Below are 20,116 nucleotides of genomic sequence, written 5' to 3'. Positions count from 1 at the left end.
AAAAAATCCAGCATAAGATAGATTTCTTATGCTGGATTTTTTATAAAGCGTATTTACTGTCTATGCATCTAAAATCTTTTTGTCAGTACGAATGCTCTTAGCGACTTTGCCAACGCTCAGACCCTGTACCAAAATAGAGAAAATCACCACCGCATAAGTGAGCGCCAATAAGATGTCACGCTCGTTGCCAATGGGGAGTTGCAAGACTAAAGCAACGGAGATACCACCACGTAATCCGCCCCATGTCAGTACTTTCCATGCACCCGTCGGCAAATCAAGCTGACGATGGAAGGTTTTCGTGGTCATACCCACGACGATAAACCGAGCAAGCAAGGCAATGACAATCGTTAAACCAGCTGCAATAAATAAATTACCAGAATAGGCAATCATTACCACTTCTAGACCGATCAGTACGAATAAAATAGCGTTCAAAATCTCATCAATCAATTCCCAAAACAAATCAATATAATGACGGGTCTTATCGCTCATAGCGAAGGCACGCCCGCGATTACCAACCATTAACCCCATCATCACCATCGCGAGTGGTCCTGATAGATGCCAATGACTGGCCAATGCATAACCACCTATCACGCCTGCAAGTGTTAATAATACTTCTTCTTGATAGCTGTCGATACTCTTGAGCATATAATACAAAATCGCCCCAAGTACTAAGCCAAAGACAATACCGCCACCTGCTTCCACAGCTAAGGTATGTGCCACGTAGTCGGCCGTTGGGATGTCACCACTAGATAAAATACCAAGTAATAGCACAAAGATAACCACACCGATACCATCATTAAATAATGACTCACCAGCGATGACCGTTTCTATACTTTTTGGCGCACCTGCTGACGACAGAATACCCATTACAGCAATAGGGTCAGTCGGTGATATGAGTGCACCAAACAATAAGCACCAAAGAAACGGTAAGCCGAAACCAAGTAGCGGCAACATAAAGTATAGTGCAGAGGCAATAAGCATCGCCGAGACAATAGTACCCACACAGGCAAGAATACCAATCGGTAGTTTATAGCGTTTCAAATCACCAATATTGACATGAAGCGCACCTGCGAATAGCAGCATAGAAAGCATGCCATCTAATAATACCTCGGTAAAATCGAGCTGCTCTAACAAGCTCACTTCATAATCAATAAGCTGATCAAATCCTAAAAATCCCAAAAATATCGCACCGATAGATAAAACAATAGAGATAACCATCACGCCAATCGTGGTCGGTAGACCGATAAAACGATGATTGATATAAGTGAGTAAAGCCGTGATAGACAAAAATATTGCACTGATTTCCAGTACGGTGAGGTTGCTTGTAGAAGTCATGAAAAGGGTCTCAAGTGAGGATTAAAAGGCTTACGCTTGATGCTTATGAGCATTAAGACGGATTGATTATTTTATTACTATTTTATCGCTTTAATACCAGTAATGGGTATCAAATTTATGGGTGGGGACAAGGTTTTTTAATGGTGATGACAGGGATTGATGGACATATCTATCAAGCACACTAATATAGTCAAAGTATAAACAGGACAAGTAGTACCCCGCACAAGGATGACGATGTATAGTCAGCGAACAATTAAACCACTATCGCGTTGGCTATCCTTAAGATGTACTACTTATATAATTTGCAGTTGGCAGCTTTGTACCCATTTTAGAGCTCTTTGACTGTCCTATTTTATAGTGCTTTGACTATAGCGGATGGATAAGCGTTTGACTGTGTTTGGCCCGCAGCGTTGTTTAGCTCACAGGGTTGTCAGCTTCAGTAATGATATCTCTCTTATGATTAGAGTGTTGGTTATCCACTACAACATCATCATTTATATCTTGAGGAGTGAGAGTTTCATTGTGATGGTCATCGACTGTTATGTCACTGTTTTTGTCATAGGGCATAGGCTCAAAGTGTGGAGTTTTTTCCTTACCTGAATACTCCTTTGCCCATTGATCTGTTGTAGTAGCGGTAGTTTTTCTAAATAAATGGGGGTCATGACCTTTAAAGTTTTCTTTATTGGCAGAGGTTTTTTTGCGTGGTTCAGCATTTGCAAAAATAAGGCTCAACGGCAAGTCTAGTTGCTGTTTAGCATAAGCCTCTGTATGCTCAAAACGATCTATTAGTAAGCTAAACCAAGGTGTTTGATCTTCTAGACTCATCCCTTCAAATTCATCTTTGATGGGTAGGGGGTAGGGTAGCGTGCGATAAAAATCCCACAACGTCATGGTACTCAAGTCTTTTTTGAGAACATAGTCGTTATCTTCGGTCATAATGATGAGATTGCTGCTCTGTAAGTAGTTAATATAGGTATACCATTTGGGCAGCTCTTTGCGTCCCAGTATGCTGCGCAGTGCCCGTTCACTGACAGCTTCTCCTTTTAAATGGTAGGTGTATACTAGATTAAGCATGTCTAGCAAGCTTAGCAACGGGTGGCGTGGACAAATTTCTTCGGTCTCAAAAATAGTCAGGGTATAACTAATTTCAACACCCAATAAAATCAAATTCCATGATAGATAAATCCAAAGTAAGAATATCGGCAGTGCCGCAAACGCTCCGTAAATGGCTTCATAACTGGTAAAGTTTGCCATAACAGTACCAAATAGGTATTTCATCAATTCAAAAATGATGGCTACCAATACACCTGCTATTGCCGCGCTTTTCGCTGGTACGCGTGCTTTCGGAATGAACCAGTACATACCGATGAACCCTGCAACGGTGATACCGATGGTGACACCTCGAACCCAAATGGACCAGTCAATACCGTAGCCTGCAACCTGTTGATTCAAGAAACTCATGCTCTGAACCGCACTTGAGGCAATAAAAGCGGTACCTAATACTAACGGCCCTAGTGTCACCATCGTCCAGTAGCGCAGCATGCTTTTTAAACCACCAGAGCGGTTTTCTACTCGCCAAATCTGGTTGAAAGCACGTTCAATAGTCGTCAACGTCATGATTGTCGTAAAAAACAACACCATCGCACCAATGACCGTTAAGTTAGAGGATTTTTCAGCAAAATTGTTGATGTATTCGCTAACCTGCATGCTAGATTGTGGTAGCAAGTTGCTATAAATCACGTTATATATCTGTGCTCTGACGGAAGCAAGTGCGGGTACAGAAGACAAAATCATCAACAGTACCGTCAACATCGGCACTATTGATAGCATGGTGGTATAGGTTAGAGAGGCGGCTTTTTGTTGGCAGTTATCCTCAAAGAAATGCCCAAATAAAAAACGCAAAAACTGAAACCACCGTTGTTGTAAAAACGGGATTTTTTTTGTTAAGTTTTCCATATTTATCGTCTAACAGGTATTGTAGTGACAATAGTGTAACAAAGATTTATGGTTACCACTGATATAGAGTGTTACCCGCTACAATGTAATGTGAGGTTGTTTGCATGTGAGTGAATGACTCGGGCATAATGTGCACCTATATTGATAGTGGCATTAATGTGGATGCTTTTGTGATGAGTGGTTTGCTATGAATGATTCTCTATAAATGGCTCTACCACAAAAAACGCTATTACTATCAATCATAACGTTAATGATTTTCTGAGGAAGTGTTGCTAATGAGTCAGACTGCCCCTTACGTGTTGGTACTTTATTATTCTAGCTACGGTACGACTAAGACATTGGCATATGCTATCGCCCAAGGTATTGAGGATGCTGGTATGACGGCACGTATTCGTACTGTGCCAACTGTCGCGCCCGAGACGACATCTAGCAAGCCTGCCATACCTGATGACGGTGACCTTTATTGCACCATGGATGACCTAAAAAACTGTAGCGGTCTGGCGCTTGGTAGCCCAACGCACTTTGGTAATATGGCAGCACCCATGAAATACTTTTGGGACAACACTGTGACCATTTGGCTAGCAGGAGATTTACAAAACAAGCCAGCTTCAGTATTTACGGCGACCGGTTCGATGCATGGCGGTCAAGAAACGACATTGCTCACGATGATGTTGCCATTGATGCATCATGGCATGATTATCGTTGGCTTGCCTTATGCAGAGCCAGCGCTAAACCGTACCCATCGTGGTGGGTCGCCTTATGGAGCCAGTCACGTCAGTGGTGCGGCACACGATCAACCTGTATCTGCCGATGAGAGTGAGCTGGCAATTGCTCAAGGCCATCGTCTGGCAGTGAGTGCCAAAGCATTGGCTCAAGCTAACTGGCGTCGCTAGGCGATTTTTATAGCAGGCAGCACATAGAGCACTGACTATATAACGCTATTAATTAGGAAAAACATATATCTAATGGCTACAAACCGCTCCGACAGTGAGACAAATATGACTGCTCCAGCAAAAAAAACTGCTAAGCCTGTCAAAGTAAAAAAACCGATTGCACCTATCCGTCAGCGCTTGATGGTGACGTGGCTGATTTGGCTCGCCTATCGATTGCTGGGGCTGCCTATACTTATTAATGTATTCAACCCGAGTAGCCCTGATATCGTGGGTGGTGTCGCATGGCAAGCGCTGTGGCTAGTCCCTGCACTCATTTTGACGCCATCGATATTACGTGGACGCTCACCTTATGCGTTATTAATTAGCAGTATGTTTATACTTGTCTATCTAGGTGGGAGTGGAGTGGTATTGTTTGCTAGAGCTTACGGTAGTAGCTGGGCAGAGATAGCCGTCTATATCATTGATTTTGTGCTATTGCTGTCTATCAATTTTTGGCTGTTTATTTTACTTAAACGACTGCCTTCGATGAACAATGTGGTCAAAAAACCTCGTCAGTGAGTCAGTTTTCCTAATATTGTCAATCCTAAATAAAAGAGGTGCAACTACGCGATATGGGTTACATTTTTCTTGCTTGCTGTGCCTACGCAGACAGAGGCAGCGCAAAATGTAACCCATATCGCTGTATTTATTTTATAGTGGGTCGACTATATTCAATAAGTAGTGCTCAACAAGTAACGCTTACCAAGTGTAGTTTATTAGTTGTCAGTATAAAGTAAAAATACCAGTACCCATCGTATAAAGCTAAAAAAGCGGCGCTCTATATCGGAGCGCCGCTTTTTTATGATCTTTCTTTGGGTTCCACGAATGGACTAGTAACAACTAGCTTAGTTAAGCTTGGTTAATTCTAAATCCATTTTCTTGCCATCATTTACCTGACTTACTTTTACTGGTAAGTAGTCTAAGCTTGGTGCTAACCAAAAGCTGGTAGAGCGGCTATTGTCATCGTGGACACGGTCGACACGAACTGTATCAAAAGTACCAGCGGGTACGGTGATTTTGCTGCTGCCAGATTTTTTGAATGGGGTCTTTTCTATTTTGTCTTTTTTCGCCATGTAGTAATTACCAGAGAATTTACCGTTCAATAAATCTTGGCGAATCTGTACTTCAAGGCTCAAGTCATCAAAGGCTTGTTGCGACATGTTCAAAGTCGTTGATTTGCCTTTATAGTTACTCACAACCTTTTTAGTGCTCGAGTTAAAGTCTAGCTTATGCGTGCGACCAATGCCTAATAGCTTATAAGTAGTACTGGCTTTGCTTGGACTGACGTTGTTACCGTTAATGGTAAAGGTACTGTTTTGTGAGGCACTTGCCACACCAGCGACGCGAGCACTGACATTGTATTTCCATGTGCTGCCTGATTTGCTTAGCGTACGAGTCGCCGTACCTTTGTATTTGTCTTCTACGGTAAAGCTATAATTGGCACTTGAAGGCTGGATGGTTTTTGCGCTAGCAATAGTGGGAGCCGCCATGCTGGCAGCGCTAATAGCAGCAATACTAGCACCTGAGGTTAACGCTGCTAACAGTTTAGACTTGCCGTTTTTTTTAGACTTACTGTTTTTGAAATTGTCAGATTTGTCTATTCGTGAGTTTTTATTCGTTAGTGAAAAACGCATAAAGGTTCCTTAGGTCAAATATTAGATCAAGTATCGTTGATATATCAATTTCTATTTATCATATTAAGATTTTTATAAACACTATAATGGTCATACCTTGTTACGTTTTCAAGAGTAGTTGCTGCCAGTGGTGTGTTGCTCTTGTATCTAATGTTGCTATCAAAACGCGTTGAGTTCATGCCGCCATACTCAAATGTCTTAGAAAATACTTATAAATTTTTAGGATTTACACTTGAAGCGAATACATCTTGCCCCCATTTTTTGATACAAGCTCAACGCTTATCTGTAATACGCTGCTTTTAGCGGCACTTGTTACAGATATCGGTATTGAGACCATTAATTCAAATAAACCCTTAATTTTAATAACCAACTTTTGGAGTCATATCGATGAACATTCGTCCTTTACATGACCGTATTGTCGTCCGCCGTATAGAAGAAGAGACAAAAACTGCTGGTGGTATCTTACTTCCTGGTTCTGCACAAGAAAAACCATCACAAGGTGAAGTGCTAGCAGTGGGTAACGGTCAGGTTCGTGACAACGGTGAAATTCGTGCGTTAGATGTAAAAGCTGGCGACAAAGTTTTGTTCGGTCAATATGCTGGTCAAACGGTAAAAGCTGATGGTGAAGAACTATTGATTATGAAAGAGTCTGATGTATTGGGTGTGCTAGAAGGTTAGTCCTTTTGAGTATCATTTTATACTCAGCACATTTTGATAACAGTTTCTAATAACTACTTTTGATTAGCAAATATCAAATCAATCATATTCTCATACTTATAATAGTGGAGTAATTTAACATGGCAAAAGACGTAAAATTCGGCATTGATGCCCGTAAACAAATGATGGACGGCGTAAACGTTTTAGCAAACGCAGTAAAAGTAACGCTAGGCCCTAAAGGTCGCAACGTGGTTATCGACAAGTCATTCGGTGCGCCAACGATCACAAAAGATGGTGTATCAGTTGCCAAAGAAATCGAACTTGAAAACAAATTCGAAAACATGGGCGCACAGTTGGTTCGTGAAGTGGCTAGCCGCACAAATGATGTCGCTGGTGATGGTACGACGACTGCGACTGTATTGGCTCAGTCAATTCTACAAGAAGGCATGAAGTCAGTTGCTGCTGGCATGAACCCAATGGATCTAAAGCGTGGTATCGATAAAGCGGTACGTGCAGCGGTTCAAGAGATTCATAACCTATCTACACCAGCGGATGACTCAAAAGCGATCGCTCAAGTAGGTTCTATCTCTGCTAACTCAGACACCAAAATCGGTGAGCTTATTGCTCAAGCGATGGAAAAAGTCGGTAAGCAAGGCGTGATCACTGTTGAAGAAGGTTCAAGCTTTGAAGATACCCTAGAAGTTGTAGAAGGTATGCAGTTTGACCGTGGTTACATCAGCCCATACTTCGCTAACAAGCAAGACAGCTTAACTGCTGAGTTTGAAAACCCATATATCTTATTGGTTGACAAAAAAATCAGCAACATCCGCGAAATCGTGCCATTACTCGAGCAAGTAATGCAGCAGAGCAAACCATTGCTAATCATCGCTGAAGATGTAGAAAACGAAGCATTGGCGACGCTAGTGGTCAACAACATGCGTGGCGGCTTAAAAACTTGTGCTGTTAAAGCACCAGGTTTCGGCGATCGTCGTAAAGCAATGCTAGAAGACATCGCAACATTGACTGGCGGTACGGTCATCTCTGAAGAGATTGGTCTAAGCCTAGAGACTGCTACTTTAGAGCAGCTAGGTACGGCTAAGAAAGTGACAGTCGGTAAAGAAAACACCGTAATCGTTGATGGCGCTGGTAACACTGCTGATATCGAGAACCGTGTTGACTCTATCAAACGTCAAGTTGAAGAATCAACGTCTGACTATGACAAAGAAAAGCTTCAAGAGCGCATGGCTAAATTGGCTGGCGGCGTTGCTGTTATCAAAGTTGGCGCAGCGACTGAAACTGAAATGAAAGAGAAGAAAGACCGTGTTGATGATGCGCTACATGCAACTCGTGCAGCGGTAGAAGAAGGCGTTGTACCTGGCGGCGGTGTTGCTCTGGTTCGTGCCATGACTGCTTTGTCTGAGTTGATAGGCGACAACGACGACCAAAACGCAGGTATCAACATTTTACGTCGCGCGATGGAAGCACCATTACGTCAAATCGTGACTAACTCAGGCGAAGAAGCGTCAGTGGTAGTCAACGAAGTGAAAAACGGCAGCGGCAACTATGGTTATAATGCTGCTACTGGTGAGTACGCTGATATGCTCGAAATGGGTATCCTAGATCCTGCTAAAGTATCACGTTCAGCACTAGAAAACGCTGCATCTGTTGCAGGTCTAATGCTAACCACCGAAGTGATGATCACTGATCTGCCACAAAGTGATGATGGCATGGCTGCTATGGGCGGCGGTGCTGCTGGTGGAATGGGCGGTATGGGTGGAATGGGCGGCATGATGTAACTTATGCCTCGACTAAATTTGTACGACGTTGTTAACCTCGCTCGATGTACTATTAGTACAGTCTTCACTTGGTTGCCTAGTCGTACTTCTTTAGTCAACCCATAAGACGCTTTTAACTAAAGTTGTAAATATTCTTTGGAAGTGTTTGAACTACCAAAAGCTCTGCTATCGAAAGATAGCAGGGCTTTTTTGTGTTTAATACAATATTATAGTGGGCATCGCAAAACAAACCCCCGATAGGCTTAGCTTATCGGGGGTTAAGATTAAGAGATAAATGTTTATTATTAGTTTGAAAATCCTAAAATTAACAGTCATAATATAGAAACAAAGTATTAGTAAAAACTATACATAAAGTAGTATTCTTATTCAATTTTTTGGAAAACTAATGAAGAAATTATTATTCACAGCTTTTGTTTCACTTAGTACCCTGTTTGTTCCATATAGTTCCAGTATGGCTAAAAGTAATAAGGTAAACGACCTTTCAAGTATTGATCAGATGTATAGCTCTAAGTTAGTAGGTACTTGGAATTGCGATTCTGTCAAAATGGAAGTTGAAGATGCAACTGTTACTATGGAAGGAGGTACTTCTTATTTCACTAATAAACGAAGTAATACATTTGGTACGATGATTATCGACTATCCTAAAGAAAACATTACGCTTGAATACGATTATTTCGGTACAGGCACGTGGGAGATAGATAATAAAAAATTAGTTGAAATATTAGAAGATATTAAGTTGACTAATATAAGTCATCCATACATGGATCAGTTATTCAATATGACTGATATGTTCCCAAAAAATATAAGTGCATCTTCCTCAATTATATCTTTGTCACAATCAAATATGACCTTAAAAGATGATACTGAGGGCGTAATATTTACTTGCTCAAAAAAATAGCTAAATAAAGAGCTTATTTCATAAGCCCAAATTATCTATATAAATAAACCTCTAGTTCGAACCCATATAGAAAAACCCTAGTGAGATGAGCGCGCTGGGGTTTTTCATGGAGGTCTGAAAAGTTTTATACTAATCTACTGATTCACCGCATCTCGTCTAAACGTCCACGTCTTGTCATCAGAAGCGTCTTCACAATAATAATATCCCGACAAATTAAACTGCTTTAATTGCTCAGCACGAGTCAATTTATTATCAGCGGCATACTTGACCATTAGACCACGTGCTTTTTTGGCATAAAAGCTAATCACTTTATATTGGCCGTTTTTTTTGTCTTCAAATCGTGGGGTGATAATTTCAGCATCCAATGCTTTTTTCTTTACCGCTTTAAAGTACTCGTTTGAGGCCAGATTCACCAGTACTTTATCATCGTTATCATTCATTCGTGTATTGATAACGCCAGTCACTTCCTCGCCCCAGAACTCATATAAATTAGCACCGCGCTCATTTGCTAGCTTGGTACCCATCTCTAGGCGATACGGCTGAATCAGATCCAGCGGTTTGATCACACCATACAGCCCTGACAAAATCCCCAAATGTTCATTCACATAGATAGCTGTGTCTTTGTCCATGTGATACATATCGAGTCCAGTATAGACGTCACCATCGAATAGGTAACCTGCAGGTTTGGCTACATTAGCAGTTGCGTCAACGGTGAATGGCTGATCCTTACTCCAGTTCCACTGATGATTACGCTCAGCATTGAGCTGTGCTAAATCATCAGAGATTCCCATCAATTCTTGCAAATCAATTGGCTCTTTTGATTTTAGTATTTTCATCAATGCTTGCGAGTGTTCAATCAGCTCAGGCTGACTATAGTAGTTGCCCATATTGATTGGTATGGCATCTGTTTCGTTCAAAGATTTGGCAGGTGAAAGTACAAAGTACATGGTTACTCCTTATTATAGTGAGTCAATAATCCAAATTAACAATGGAGGTATCAAAATGTTTATTGTTTCTATTATACGGTAGTTAGAGGAGGAAATTGACTGACTCATCACTGTTTTAGGTTTTTTATATTAGGCTTAGAATATGTATAAATTTAAAGGGTTACGAAGAATATCGATAGGCTAGATGGTACAAAATATTGTGTATTTCTGAAAAATAAAAATTCTCAATATAACAATAAAGATTGAGAGATGACACAAATCACTGAATTTTTCTTTTACTTGTGCGTCATCATTAGACGATGAAACTTGACGAACGATATCTCTATAATAAAAAGGCATGATGAAAAACTATATATCATTTATTAAATTGATAGTTCTTTGGTCGCTCTAATGGATTAATCACGACTAGAGGTTTATGTCCACTGTGCTGTTTTAGGTGCTGAGGGTATTAATATCAACGGTAGTTGTGGGACGTAAATATAGTCATTTGACATAAGTAAGGAGACGGTATGAAAATCGGTGTAATCAGTGCAGATATCACGAGCGAGAGACGTGTAGCCATAACCCCAGACGCAGTCAAAAAATTGCGTAAACTCGGATTTGAAGTCGTCATTCAGTCAGGTGCAGGTCAGGCAGCATATTATGCTGATGCGTTGTATCAGGCTGCGGGTGCCGACATTGCCAGTAGTCGCACCGAGGTGATTACCCAGTCTAAGATTATTACCACCGTCAATGACTTACCAGCTGAAGCCACCCAAAGCTTGTCGTCTGGTCAGATCGTCATTGGCATGCTCGATCCATATCGCAACACTCAGCTTGACACTTATGCCGCCAAAGGCGCGACTGTATTTGCGATGGAATTATTGCCTCGTACTCTGTCACGCGCACAGAATATGGATGTACTGTCATCTCAGGCCAACCTTGCTGGTTATAAAGCCGTGTTGCTGGCCGCCAATGAGTATTCACGTCCATTCCCGATGTTTATGACCTCAGCAGGTACAGTCAAACCAGCCAAGGTCGTTATCTTGGGCGTTGGTGTTGCCGGTTTGCAGGCGATTGCGACGGCAAAGCGTTTGGGTGCAGTGGTAGAAGCCAGTGATCTACGTCCGACTGCACGCGAACAAGTGGAGTCACTTGGTGGTAAATGGCTTGATGTACCGATGAGCGCAGAAGAGGCTGAGACAGCCAAGTCTACCGGTGGCTATGCGTGGACGCCATCTGAACAATACATCAAAGAACAATCCGCTGTCGTAGACAAAGCACTCAGCAATGCTGACATCGTCATTACCACCGCGCAGATTCCTGGTCGTAACGCCCCTCGCCTGGTACACGGCGCAACCCTTGCCAAAATGAAGGCCGGTTCAGTACTGATCGATATGGCGGCTGGTACTGGTGGTAACGTCGAAGGCAGCGTACCCAACGAAACCATCACTACAGATAACGGCGTACGTATCGTTGGTGCGGCTAATATTCCCTCGATGCTCGCCGCACAGTCTTCAGATTTGTATGCCAATAACCTGGTCAATTTTATCACCACGCTAATCACACCTGACACTACAGACGATAACGGTAGTGATTCAGCAAGCGCATTGACGCTTACGCTAAACATGGAAGACGAGATTCAAGGAGCTCTGGCAGTGACACATGACAGTCAAGTACGCCTCGCTAAACGCTAAGGCTTGACGAGCTAAGTTTTTATAGCTTATTGCCATACATTTTGTCACCACACATTTGCCAGATATGAATAAATTTTAGGAGGATTAAATGATTGCCACTATTTTAGCGGCAGCGCCAGCTGGTGCTGCCATGAGTAGCACACCATTTGTAGCGATTTTCACTGTATTTGTGCTCGCTATTTTTGTTGGATACTACGTGGTTTGGGGCGTTACGCCTGCATTGCACACGCCATTGATGGCAGTAACCAATGCTTTGTCAAGTATCGTTATCGTCGGTGCGATGCTACAAACGGTCACGATTGAGGGCTCGATGTTCACACCGACCAGTCTGCTGGGTGCCTTTGCAGTATTTCTTGCCAGTATCAATATTTTCGGTGGTTTTGCCGTGACTGAGCGTATGCTTGCCATGTTTAAACCGAAACCAAAAAAAGCACCCGTTCTTGAAGCGAATACGACTGAAACTGGAGGCGACGCATGAATGATTTTTCAGCAATGATTGCGGCAAATGCGGATTGGTTTTATCTGGTCGGCGCTATCCTTTTTGTTTTAACTCTACGTGGTTTATCTAGTCCAAAGACGGCTATCCGTGGTAATCGTTTTGGTATGGCAGCGATGGCGATTGCTGTCGTGACCACATTTTTTTTAGCAGAAGGCCCTGTGCTTTGGTTGATTATCGGAGCGATGATTTTGGGTGCTGTCGTTGGCATGTGGAAAGCGAAAACAGTCGCAATGACTCAAATGCCAGAAACGGTTGCCTTGATGCATTCGTTTGTCGGTTTGGCAGCGGTTGCGATTGCACTTGCGACAGTGTTGCACACTGAGCAGCAGCATGGTGCCGTTGCCCGTGTTGAGCTATTTATTGGTTGCTTCATCGGTGCGATTACTTTTTCAGCTTCAGTCTTTGCCTTTGGTAAATTGGCAGCAAAAAGCTGGGCGAAAACACTGGTCGGCGGCTGGGTAAAACCTGTCCAAGCGCTATTATTCATTGCGATGATTGGTTTTGGCGGCGTGTATTTCGTCACTGATTCATTACCAGCATTTTATGCGATGGCAGTGATTGCGGTTATCTTTGGTTGGATGTGGATTGCGCCAATCGGTGGCGGTGATATGCCAGTAGTGGTATCACTATTGAACTCGTTCTCAGGTTGGGCAGCAGCAGGTATTGGTTTCACCCTTGGTAACTCGATGCTGATTATCGCAGGTTCGCTAGTCGGTTCATCAGGTGCGATTTTGTCTTATATCATGTGTAAAGCCATGAACCGCTCGCTACTCAATGTCTTGTTTGGTGGTATGGGTACGTCAGCCGTGGCTGCAGGCGGAGATGATGGTGCGCCAAAGAACTACAAAGCAGGATCAGCAGAAGATGCAGGGTTTCTCATGTCTAATGCCAGTAACGTGGTTATCGTACCAGGTTATGGAATGGCGCAAGGCCGCGCACAGAATGCAGTAAAAGAGTTGTATGAGTTATTAAAAGAAGAAGGTGTTAATGTTCGTTTTGCCATTCACCCAGTTGCGGGTCGTATGCCAGGGCACATGAACGTCCTGTTGGCTGAAGCGGATGTACCTTACGATGATATTTTAGAAATGGACGAGATTAACTCAGATTTCGCGAGTACAGACGTGGTCTTGGTTATTGGTGCAAATGATGTTGTGAATCCATCTGCGAAAGATGATCCTACCTCACCAATCTTTGGTATGCCGATTCTAGAAGTCAGTAAAGCCCAGACGGTCATGGTCATCAAGCGCTCAATGAGTACTGGTTATGCAGGTCTTGATAACAGCTTGTTCTACATGGACAAAACCATGATGATATTTGGTGATGCCAAGAAAATGGTCGAAGAGATGGTACGTACTATCAATGGCGGCGGTCATTAATCTCTAAGCTATGTTTTTAGCTATTATTATTTACAGATAAGTTTTTAAATAAAGAAAGTCACTCAGGTGGCTTTTTTGCGTTAAAGTATGAAGCATTCATATTTTATCATTATGTATAAAAAATAAAAGGTAAGAGAGCTGCTTATGAATATGTTAATACGTTTTTTTATTATGGTCAGTTTACTAAAGCAACAACTCAAGCAGCAGTCAACGGGTGAGGGCATTAGTATAGAAACCTTGATCGAACCGACTGTCCGTCACTATCGAGTATTACCGCATGATATGGGGTTTCGTGATCACCTGCCTAATTATCGTTATTTATCATTCATTGAGCTAAACATCACACGCTGGGTCATGGCGCGCTGTCACCAAAAAGGCATTAAAAAATTGAATTGGATCATGTCTATGCAGGAGATGGTCTATCTAAAACCAATCAAGTTTTTGGATAAAGTGACACTTAGTAGTACAGTCGCAGGATGGGATCAGAAGTACGTATATTTTGAGCATCGTTTCTTTGTAAAAAACCAGCTGATGAGTATTGGTATGACCAAGTTTATTTTTGCAGACAAAAAAGGCAAATGTACGCCAGAAATATTGGATATGGTAGGGGAGCATATGACTGATACGATTACCACATGGAACACACACCAATCTGCTTTAAAGTCTGCCAAACCAGTGTAGATATCATAAGCTGACATATAAATAACTTGGCTATAATCATTTGCTGAATTTTGATAAAATAGTATCCATCAAATTGTTAAAACTATCTTATCAAGACTATCTTATTAAAATGGTTAAAAATGAGGAGCCACTATGATCCCGCAAAAATTAAAATGGACAGATAGCTTAGATATCGCTATTGAGCTTTATGAAAAATTCCCAGAAACAGATCCGCAATACATTCGTTTTACGGACTTGCATCGCTGGGTTACTGAACTAGAAGGCTTCGATGATGATCCGCAAAAATCAAATGAAGGCATCCTAGAAGCCATTCAAATGAACTGGATTGATGAAGCAGATTGATCGTTAGGCTTTTCAGTACCAGTATTAGCATTAATAGAAATAGAAGACTAAATAAACAGATAGAAAAGGCCGCATCATGACATCACAAATTAAAGAGCTACCAGAAGCAATAGCTTGTAGCGGTATCAGCGTTCGTACCACTAATAATGCTGAAATAAGCCATGAAACGGCTAAGTTAGGTCGGTTATGGCAAAAGTTTTATCAAAACCATGTCGGTCAGCTCCCTGAAGGTGAAGATATTTATGGTGTCTATCACAACTACGAAAGCGATGATCTAGCAGGAGCGTTTGACGTTGTGGCCAGTTGGAAAACCGCTAGCGAGCAAGACGCTCAGTCAGGCAGCGACAGTGTGGCCAATGCTAGTAAGCTAGTAACAGTTGAGATTCCTGCAGGCAAGTACTTGGTATTTTCTCAAGAAGGGCACATGCCAAATACTGTGATGAATGCATGGGAAAGTGCTTGGGAGTATTTCAATGCACCAGATTGTGAGCATACCCGCACTTTTAAGGTGGATTTTGAACATTATATCGATGGTAATCTAGAATACGGTCAAGTCGATGTCTATATTGGTATTGAGTAAATCTGGTATTTATTGAGTTGGTTAAAGTAATAAAAAAGCGCCAAATCTAATTCAGATTTGGCGCTTTTTCAATGATAATAAGGAGCTGTTAATCTAGCAATAAATTTTCTAAAATACCTTCATAAATCTGCGCCAGTTTGCCCAAATCATCCACTTCTATTTTTTCATCGACCTGATGAATCGTCGCATTACGCACACCCAGTTCAACGACTTGTGCACCTGTTGGTGCGATAAAGCGGCCATCTGATGTGCCACCAGAAGTTGATAGCGTCGTATCAGTATCGGTTACTTGTTTAATCGCCTTTTGACAGGCAGAAACCAGCTTACCTTCAGGAGTCAAAAATGGCTGACCAGATAATTTCCAATGAATATCGTAGCTCGCTTTGCTATTGGCAAAGTGCTTATCAAAAATAGCATGCGTTTTTGCCTTTAGCTCATCTTCAGTGGTTTCTGTCGAAAAACGAAAATTAAAGACAACGTTTAAGGCTTCAGGAATCACGTTGGTTGCGCCAGTGCCGCCATTGATATTAGAGATTTGCAGCGACGTCGCAGGGAAGTAATCGTTACCACTGTCCCATGCAGTAGAGGTCAGTTCAGCCAGTGCTGACATCGCTGCATGAATTGGATTGCAAGCCAGATGCGGGTAGGCCACATGACCTTGTTTACCCGTAACGGTAAGCTCAGCACCCAATGAGCCACGGCGACCGTTTTTGATAATATCGCCCAGCGTATCGGTACTCGATGGTTCACCAACCAAGCAATAGGTGATTTTTTCTTGGCGCGCTTCTAAGGTTTCGATTACTTTGACCGTACCATTGATAGAAGGACCTTCTTCATCAGAAGTGATTAAAAAGGCGATTGATCCTTTGTGCTCAGGGTGATTGGCCACAAAACGTTCAGATGCGATAGTAAAAGCGGCAATACCTGTTTTCATATCAGCGGCACCGCGCGCCCATAAGTAGCCGTCAGCGATGGTTGGTGTAAATGGCGGATATGTCCAATTACTTTCATCGCCAGTTGGCACGACATCAGTATGACCCGCAAAACAAATGACAGGATCGGTGCTGCCACGGCGTGCCCACAAGTTCTTGACTTCAGCGTGCTCACCTTTTGCTTGTCTATCGCCATAGTACATAAACTCACAGTCAAAACCTGCTTGTTTTAATCTTTCTGACAAGATATCTTGGCAACCATCATCATCTGGCGTCACTGAAGGACGTTCAAGCAGTTCGATGCTCAAATCTAATGTTTCTTGTTGATGCGTTGTTTGTTGAGAAGGAGATGTTTGGTGATTAATGTCAGACATAAACGAACCTTTTGGTTATCAAGTTAATTTTTAATACTTTTTTCGATAGACAATTCGATAGACGAGTAGGGTCTGTTAAATATTCAAATATTAGGACTGCTGGTCGCTAAAATAGCACCACCACATTTGAAAGTTCAACAAATCCTAGAATATATTGCTTATACACAAGCTAGATAATAATCTACGGATGTTCTTCAACAAAGGGCACTAAGCTATCGCGGCGCATCCAAGTTGCAATAGAATAGCGTTGCCTATGGGCGATTTGTACTTGATGCTGCAAGTCGCTATCAAATATTACCAGTCGGTTAGCAACTGGCAAAACATTGTGATGAACGCCATGTTTGTCGACGACTTCTAATGCGCCACCATTATCAGATGACCATTGATCGTTGAGATAAAACACGGCTGAAATAACGCGCTCGTCACGTCCAGTAGGGTTGTCACTGTGCCATTGATAGCCAAATCCTGCCGGATAGCAGGCATAATGCGCTTCACTATGACGAATACCAGCGAACAAGCTACGATTGAATAGCGAGGCCAAAGCGTTGATGCTTTGTAGATAGTAATAGCCTGCAAAGAAGTTTTCGGTAATCCAGCGGATTCTATCACCGCGAATATCGCTGAGACGCACACCCGCGGTCAGCTCAGCATCACGATACTCAATAAACCCACTTTCTGCTTGCAAGGCTAATAACGCAGTACGACTAAACACATCATCAATGATGAGCCAACCATCATTAACAAACTTATCGAGCTGTTCATCCGTCAGTTTATCCTCCCAACGAACAGCAAAGTCAGATATTTGCAAGGTGTGCTGAGTGGATGATTTATCTTTTGTCTCATGAACACAGGGCGCAAGCAAAGGTGGATTGTCAGCACCTATTGGATGCTTGACCATCAACCCTGTCACATTAAGGTTACTAATAATTTTAGTCATGTCGTCTCATTATTGTCGATTAGCGATTAATCAACCAGCAATCAATACTTTTTATTGAAAGTACTTACCAAAACCACATTATATTTTATTCTGCCTATGCTACCATAGATGCAATTTTTCTTATTTAAACTTTTGAGATTATGAACTATAAACACGCCTACCACGCTGGTAACTTTGCTGATGTGGTCAAACACATTTTATTGGTGCAATTACTTAATCAATTAGGGCAAAAAAACAAACCTTTTTATGTGCTTGACGCTTATGGCGGTCGTGGACTGTATTCACTAAGCAGTGAGGAGTCGCGTAAGACAGGTGAAGCCAAAGGTGGTATTCAAGCTTTACTAAATGCGGATACCGAAAAAGCGCCTGCTGCCGTCAAGCAGTATATGGAAGGTATCAAGCAAGCTCGATTTACTTATGACAATAAAGTTTATCCGGGATCTCCTTGGTGGATTGCTCATCATGTTGAACAAAATCCAGATGCAGGCGTTCGTGGCGAAGCCTTTGAGGCCAAAGCTAGCGAATATGATGCGCTGAATTATCAGCTGTATAAACTGCCAATTGGTATTCATCATCGTGACGCCTTTGAAGGTATTACTGCAGTTATTCCACCAAAAGAAAAACGCGGTCTGATTTTTCTGGATCCACCGTATGAGCAAGAGCATAAAGACTTTACCCGCCTCATTGACTTGTTGGTTGCTGCTTATAATAAATGGCCACAAGGCACTTATGCGCTTTGGTTCCCTATCAAAAACATTGAAGCCGTTGAGTTGTTTTACAAAAAGCTGAAACGTACTGAGATGCGCCGTCAGTTGGTTTGCGAATTGAATGTTTATCCGAATGACGTTGCCGTTGGTCTCAACGGTACGGGTCTATTGGTAATCAACCCGCCTTGGCAGTTTGATAACCATGCACGTGAGATACAGCGTTTCTTACAACCTGCACTCAAAGTAGCGGATGCGCCAGAATTAACACCTGATAGTGCGACCAATGTGCGCTGGTTAGTAGGCGAATAAGGATATTCAAATGACTAACCTGCAATCACCCAAAGAACAATCAAATAACTCGACGCCAAATGAAGAGGTATCACAAGATCGTGCAGCAGCTCAGCCGCCTTTTATTGATGAACAAGATCTCAATATCCGCCTAGCGAATAATGACAGTTATGATGGTTTGACGTTTGAGGTGATTGAGGCAGAAGTTGCTGAAGGTCAGCGTATAGTGAGTCGTGGTGTCTATTTAGCACCTAATTTGATTACAACCTTATCACTACTGTCAGGATTTTATTCAATTTTGGCCAGTACCCAAGGTGAGTTTTATAAAGCATCTTTAGCTATCTTCTTATCTGCTATTCTGGACGGTGCTGATGGTCGTGTCGCGCGTATGCTTAACGCCCAAAGCCCTTTTGGTGAGCAGTATGATTCTTTAGCAGATATGTTAGCGTTCGGCGTGGCACCAGCCATTTTGATTTATAGCTTTGCTTTAGAGCCATTAGGGCGTATCGGTATCGGCTGTGCTTTTGTATTCACGGCTTGCGGTGCTTTTCGTCTTGCACGGTTTAATGTACAGATTGGCGAAGTTGATAAAAAGTACTTTGTTGGTTTGGCCAGTCCACTTGCTGCTATCTTAGTTACTTCTGCTGTCATGGTTGCTGTCGATCATAATGAATGGATTGGTCAGTACGATACAGCGGTCATGCTATTATTCGCGAGCTGGGTAGTGATTTGTGGTTTACTAATGGTGAGTAACGTCAAATATTATAGCTTTAAAGAGTTTGACAAAAAGAAAGTACCTTTCGTAGTGCTGATCATTGGTGTGCTGATCATGAGTATCGTGTTATATGATATTCCTGTCGGTATACTAGCCATTGGTATTATCTACGCCTTGTCAGGAATCGTAACGACGGTTAAAACGAAAGTAAAAGGCTAATACTGCTTTCTATAACACCTATATTGAAAAATCGTATATTGTCGTATATCAAATTATCGTATATCAAAGGGCTTACCGTTAGGTAGGCTCTTTTTTTATGAGTTTGTTGCTACCTTCAATAAATAGATTAAGGTTATTTAGTATTCCCCCTTGTTTTATATCTCAAACTCCGTATAAAGCCACCCAGTCGAAAGGGAAGGCTATTTAAAAGAAGTGGTGAAACGAACACTTCAAACTAAATAAAATAACTTCTTGACTTACAGTATAAAGCGTCTATAATACGCACCTCATTAGGGAGAACTGGCGTTAAGCGGGGTATTAATTACCTAAATAGAACCCAGTTAACTCAATGAAACGAGATTAAAAAAGAAGTTGACAGACTATTAAATCATGATATGATAGTCAGCTCGCTAAATAGGATAAGCCATATTGGCTAAGACTAGTTAGATTGAAAATACTAGCACTGGACGACAGTGTCAGGCATTATTTAAAAGCATAACTAAAGAACAACTTGTGTGGATTTTTGCTGATTCAGAATGTTAAAAAATAAAGTTGGTTGCCTATCTTTTCGGTAGAACACTAACTATAAAAATTATCATTTAAGACAGCAGAAAAACTCAAAGTTAATTCATTAC

19 protein-coding genes are annotated in these 20,116 nt (G+C 41.9%); 13 read left to right on the top strand and 6 right to left on the bottom strand.

The genetic code is table 11. The features are described from left to right. Positions 1-60 precede the first annotated feature (60 nt). Both EI164_RS00095 and EI164_RS00090 read right to left on the bottom strand, forming a co-directional pair. Complete coding sequence (locus tag EI164_RS00095; protein WP_192517983.1) at positions 61-1,335, bottom strand: cation:proton antiporter; 1,275 nt, start codon at positions 1,333-1,335, stop codon at positions 61-63. A 414-nt stretch (positions 1,336-1,749) separates the two neighbouring features. Then, on the bottom strand, positions 1,750-3,291 hold the full coding sequence (locus tag EI164_RS00090) for a YihY/virulence factor BrkB family protein (RefSeq protein ID WP_192517982.1): 1,542 nt from the start codon (positions 3,289-3,291) through the stop codon (positions 1,750-1,752). A gap of 275 nt (positions 3,292-3,566) precedes the next feature. On the opposite strand from EI164_RS00090, the gene wrbA reads away from it, so the two are divergent. Continuing rightward, a complete protein-coding gene (gene wrbA / locus EI164_RS00085; protein ID WP_192517981.1) occupies positions 3,567-4,184 on the top strand; it encodes an NAD(P)H:quinone oxidoreductase in 618 nt (205 codons plus the stop codon). A gap of 105 nt (positions 4,185-4,289) precedes the next feature. Then, entirely contained in the window at positions 4,290-4,742 is a 453-nt protein-coding gene (locus tag EI164_RS00080; RefSeq protein WP_413038414.1) for a hypothetical protein, read from the top strand. Positions 4,743-5,068: 326 nt separating this feature from the next. Here the strand turns inward: EI164_RS00080 and EI164_RS00075 are convergent, their stop codons facing one another. Then, positions 5,069-5,857, bottom strand: coding sequence for a DUF3108 domain-containing protein (locus EI164_RS00075; protein ID WP_192517979.1), 789 nt, complete (start codon positions 5,855-5,857; stop codon positions 5,069-5,071). Positions 5,858-6,244: 387 nt separating this feature from the next. On the opposite strand from EI164_RS00075, the gene EI164_RS00070 reads away from it, so the two are divergent. The 3 genes from EI164_RS00070 to EI164_RS00060 all read left to right on the top strand — a co-directional run bounded on the left by EI164_RS00070 (position 6,245) and on the right by EI164_RS00060 (position 9,208). Continuing rightward, complete coding sequence (locus EI164_RS00070; RefSeq protein WP_192517978.1) at positions 6,245-6,535, top strand: co-chaperone GroES; 291 nt, start codon at positions 6,245-6,247, stop codon at positions 6,533-6,535. A gap of 119 nt (positions 6,536-6,654) precedes the next feature. Further along, a complete protein-coding gene (gene groL / locus EI164_RS00065) occupies positions 6,655-8,310 on the top strand; it encodes a chaperonin GroEL (protein ID WP_192517977.1) in 1,656 nt (551 codons plus the stop codon). A gap of 385 nt (positions 8,311-8,695) precedes the next feature. After that, on the top strand, positions 8,696-9,208 hold the full coding sequence (locus EI164_RS00060) for a hypothetical protein (protein ID WP_192517976.1): 513 nt from the start codon (positions 8,696-8,698) through the stop codon (positions 9,206-9,208). 134 nt (positions 9,209-9,342) lie between these two features. Here EI164_RS00060 and yaaA read toward each other — a convergent pair whose 3' ends face one another. Further along, a complete protein-coding gene (gene yaaA / locus EI164_RS00055) occupies positions 9,343-10,155 on the bottom strand; it encodes a peroxide stress protein YaaA (protein WP_192517975.1) in 813 nt (270 codons plus the stop codon). A gap of 509 nt (positions 10,156-10,664) precedes the next feature. On the opposite strand from yaaA, the gene EI164_RS00050 reads away from it, so the two are divergent. The 6 genes from EI164_RS00050 (at position 10,665) to EI164_RS00025 (ending at position 15,309) form a co-directional block, all read left to right on the top strand. Further along, positions 10,665-11,831, top strand: a complete 1,167-nt coding sequence (locus EI164_RS00050) for a Re/Si-specific NAD(P)(+) transhydrogenase subunit alpha (protein ID WP_192517974.1) — start codon at positions 10,665-10,667, stop codon at positions 11,829-11,831. 130 nt (positions 11,832-11,961) lie between these two features. After that, a complete protein-coding gene (locus EI164_RS00045; protein WP_225739043.1) occupies positions 11,962-12,309 on the top strand; it encodes a proton-translocating transhydrogenase family protein in 348 nt (115 codons plus the stop codon). Next, a complete protein-coding gene (locus EI164_RS00040) occupies positions 12,306-13,706 on the top strand; it encodes an NAD(P)(+) transhydrogenase (Re/Si-specific) subunit beta (protein WP_413038413.1) in 1,401 nt (466 codons plus the stop codon). The genes EI164_RS00045 and EI164_RS00040 overlap by 4 nt, the downstream gene beginning before the upstream one ends. A 144-nt stretch (positions 13,707-13,850) precedes the next feature. Next, positions 13,851-14,387, top strand: a complete 537-nt coding sequence (locus EI164_RS00035; RefSeq protein WP_192517972.1) for an acyl-CoA thioesterase — start codon at positions 13,851-13,853, stop codon at positions 14,385-14,387. Between the two features lie 132 nt (positions 14,388-14,519). After that, complete coding sequence (gene iscX / locus EI164_RS00030) at positions 14,520-14,729, top strand: Fe-S cluster assembly protein IscX (protein WP_010196865.1); 210 nt, start codon at positions 14,520-14,522, stop codon at positions 14,727-14,729. Positions 14,730-14,805: 76 nt separating this feature from the next. Next, positions 14,806-15,309 carry a GyrI-like domain-containing protein gene (locus EI164_RS00025; protein WP_192517971.1) on the top strand — a complete coding sequence of 168 codons (504 nt, stop codon included), beginning with the start codon at positions 14,806-14,808 and terminating at the stop codon, positions 15,307-15,309. 88 nt (positions 15,310-15,397) lie between these two features. Here EI164_RS00025 and dapE read toward each other — a convergent pair whose 3' ends face one another. Both dapE and EI164_RS00015 read right to left on the bottom strand, forming a co-directional pair. Then, complete coding sequence (dapE, locus tag EI164_RS00020; protein WP_192517970.1) at positions 15,398-16,615, bottom strand: succinyl-diaminopimelate desuccinylase; 1,218 nt, start codon at positions 16,613-16,615, stop codon at positions 15,398-15,400. Positions 16,616-16,796: 181 nt separating this feature from the next. Further along, a complete protein-coding gene (locus EI164_RS00015) occupies positions 16,797-17,552 on the bottom strand; it encodes a 2OG-Fe(II) oxygenase (RefSeq protein WP_192517969.1) in 756 nt (251 codons plus the stop codon). Positions 17,553-17,692: 140 nt separating this feature from the next. On the opposite strand from EI164_RS00015, the gene EI164_RS00010 reads away from it, so the two are divergent. Together EI164_RS00010 and pssA are read left to right on the top strand one after the other, a co-directional pair. After that, complete coding sequence (locus EI164_RS00010) at positions 17,693-18,568, top strand: 23S rRNA (adenine(2030)-N(6))-methyltransferase RlmJ (RefSeq protein WP_192517968.1); 876 nt, start codon at positions 17,693-17,695, stop codon at positions 18,566-18,568. A 10-nt stretch (positions 18,569-18,578) separates the two neighbouring features. Then, the gene (gene pssA, locus EI164_RS00005) at positions 18,579-19,481 is read left to right on the top strand and encodes a CDP-diacylglycerol--serine O-phosphatidyltransferase (protein WP_225739041.1); all 903 of its coding nucleotides are present in this window, start codon (positions 18,579-18,581) and stop codon (positions 19,479-19,481) included. Positions 19,482-20,116: the final 635 nt, after the last annotated feature.

The sequence above is a fragment of the Psychrobacter sp. FME13 genome (assembly GCF_014861395.1).
GTDB lineage: Bacteria > Pseudomonadota > Gammaproteobacteria > Pseudomonadales > Moraxellaceae > Psychrobacter.
Note: the sequence above shows the minus strand (reverse complement) of the source record. Positions and strands in the feature narration are given on the sequence as shown.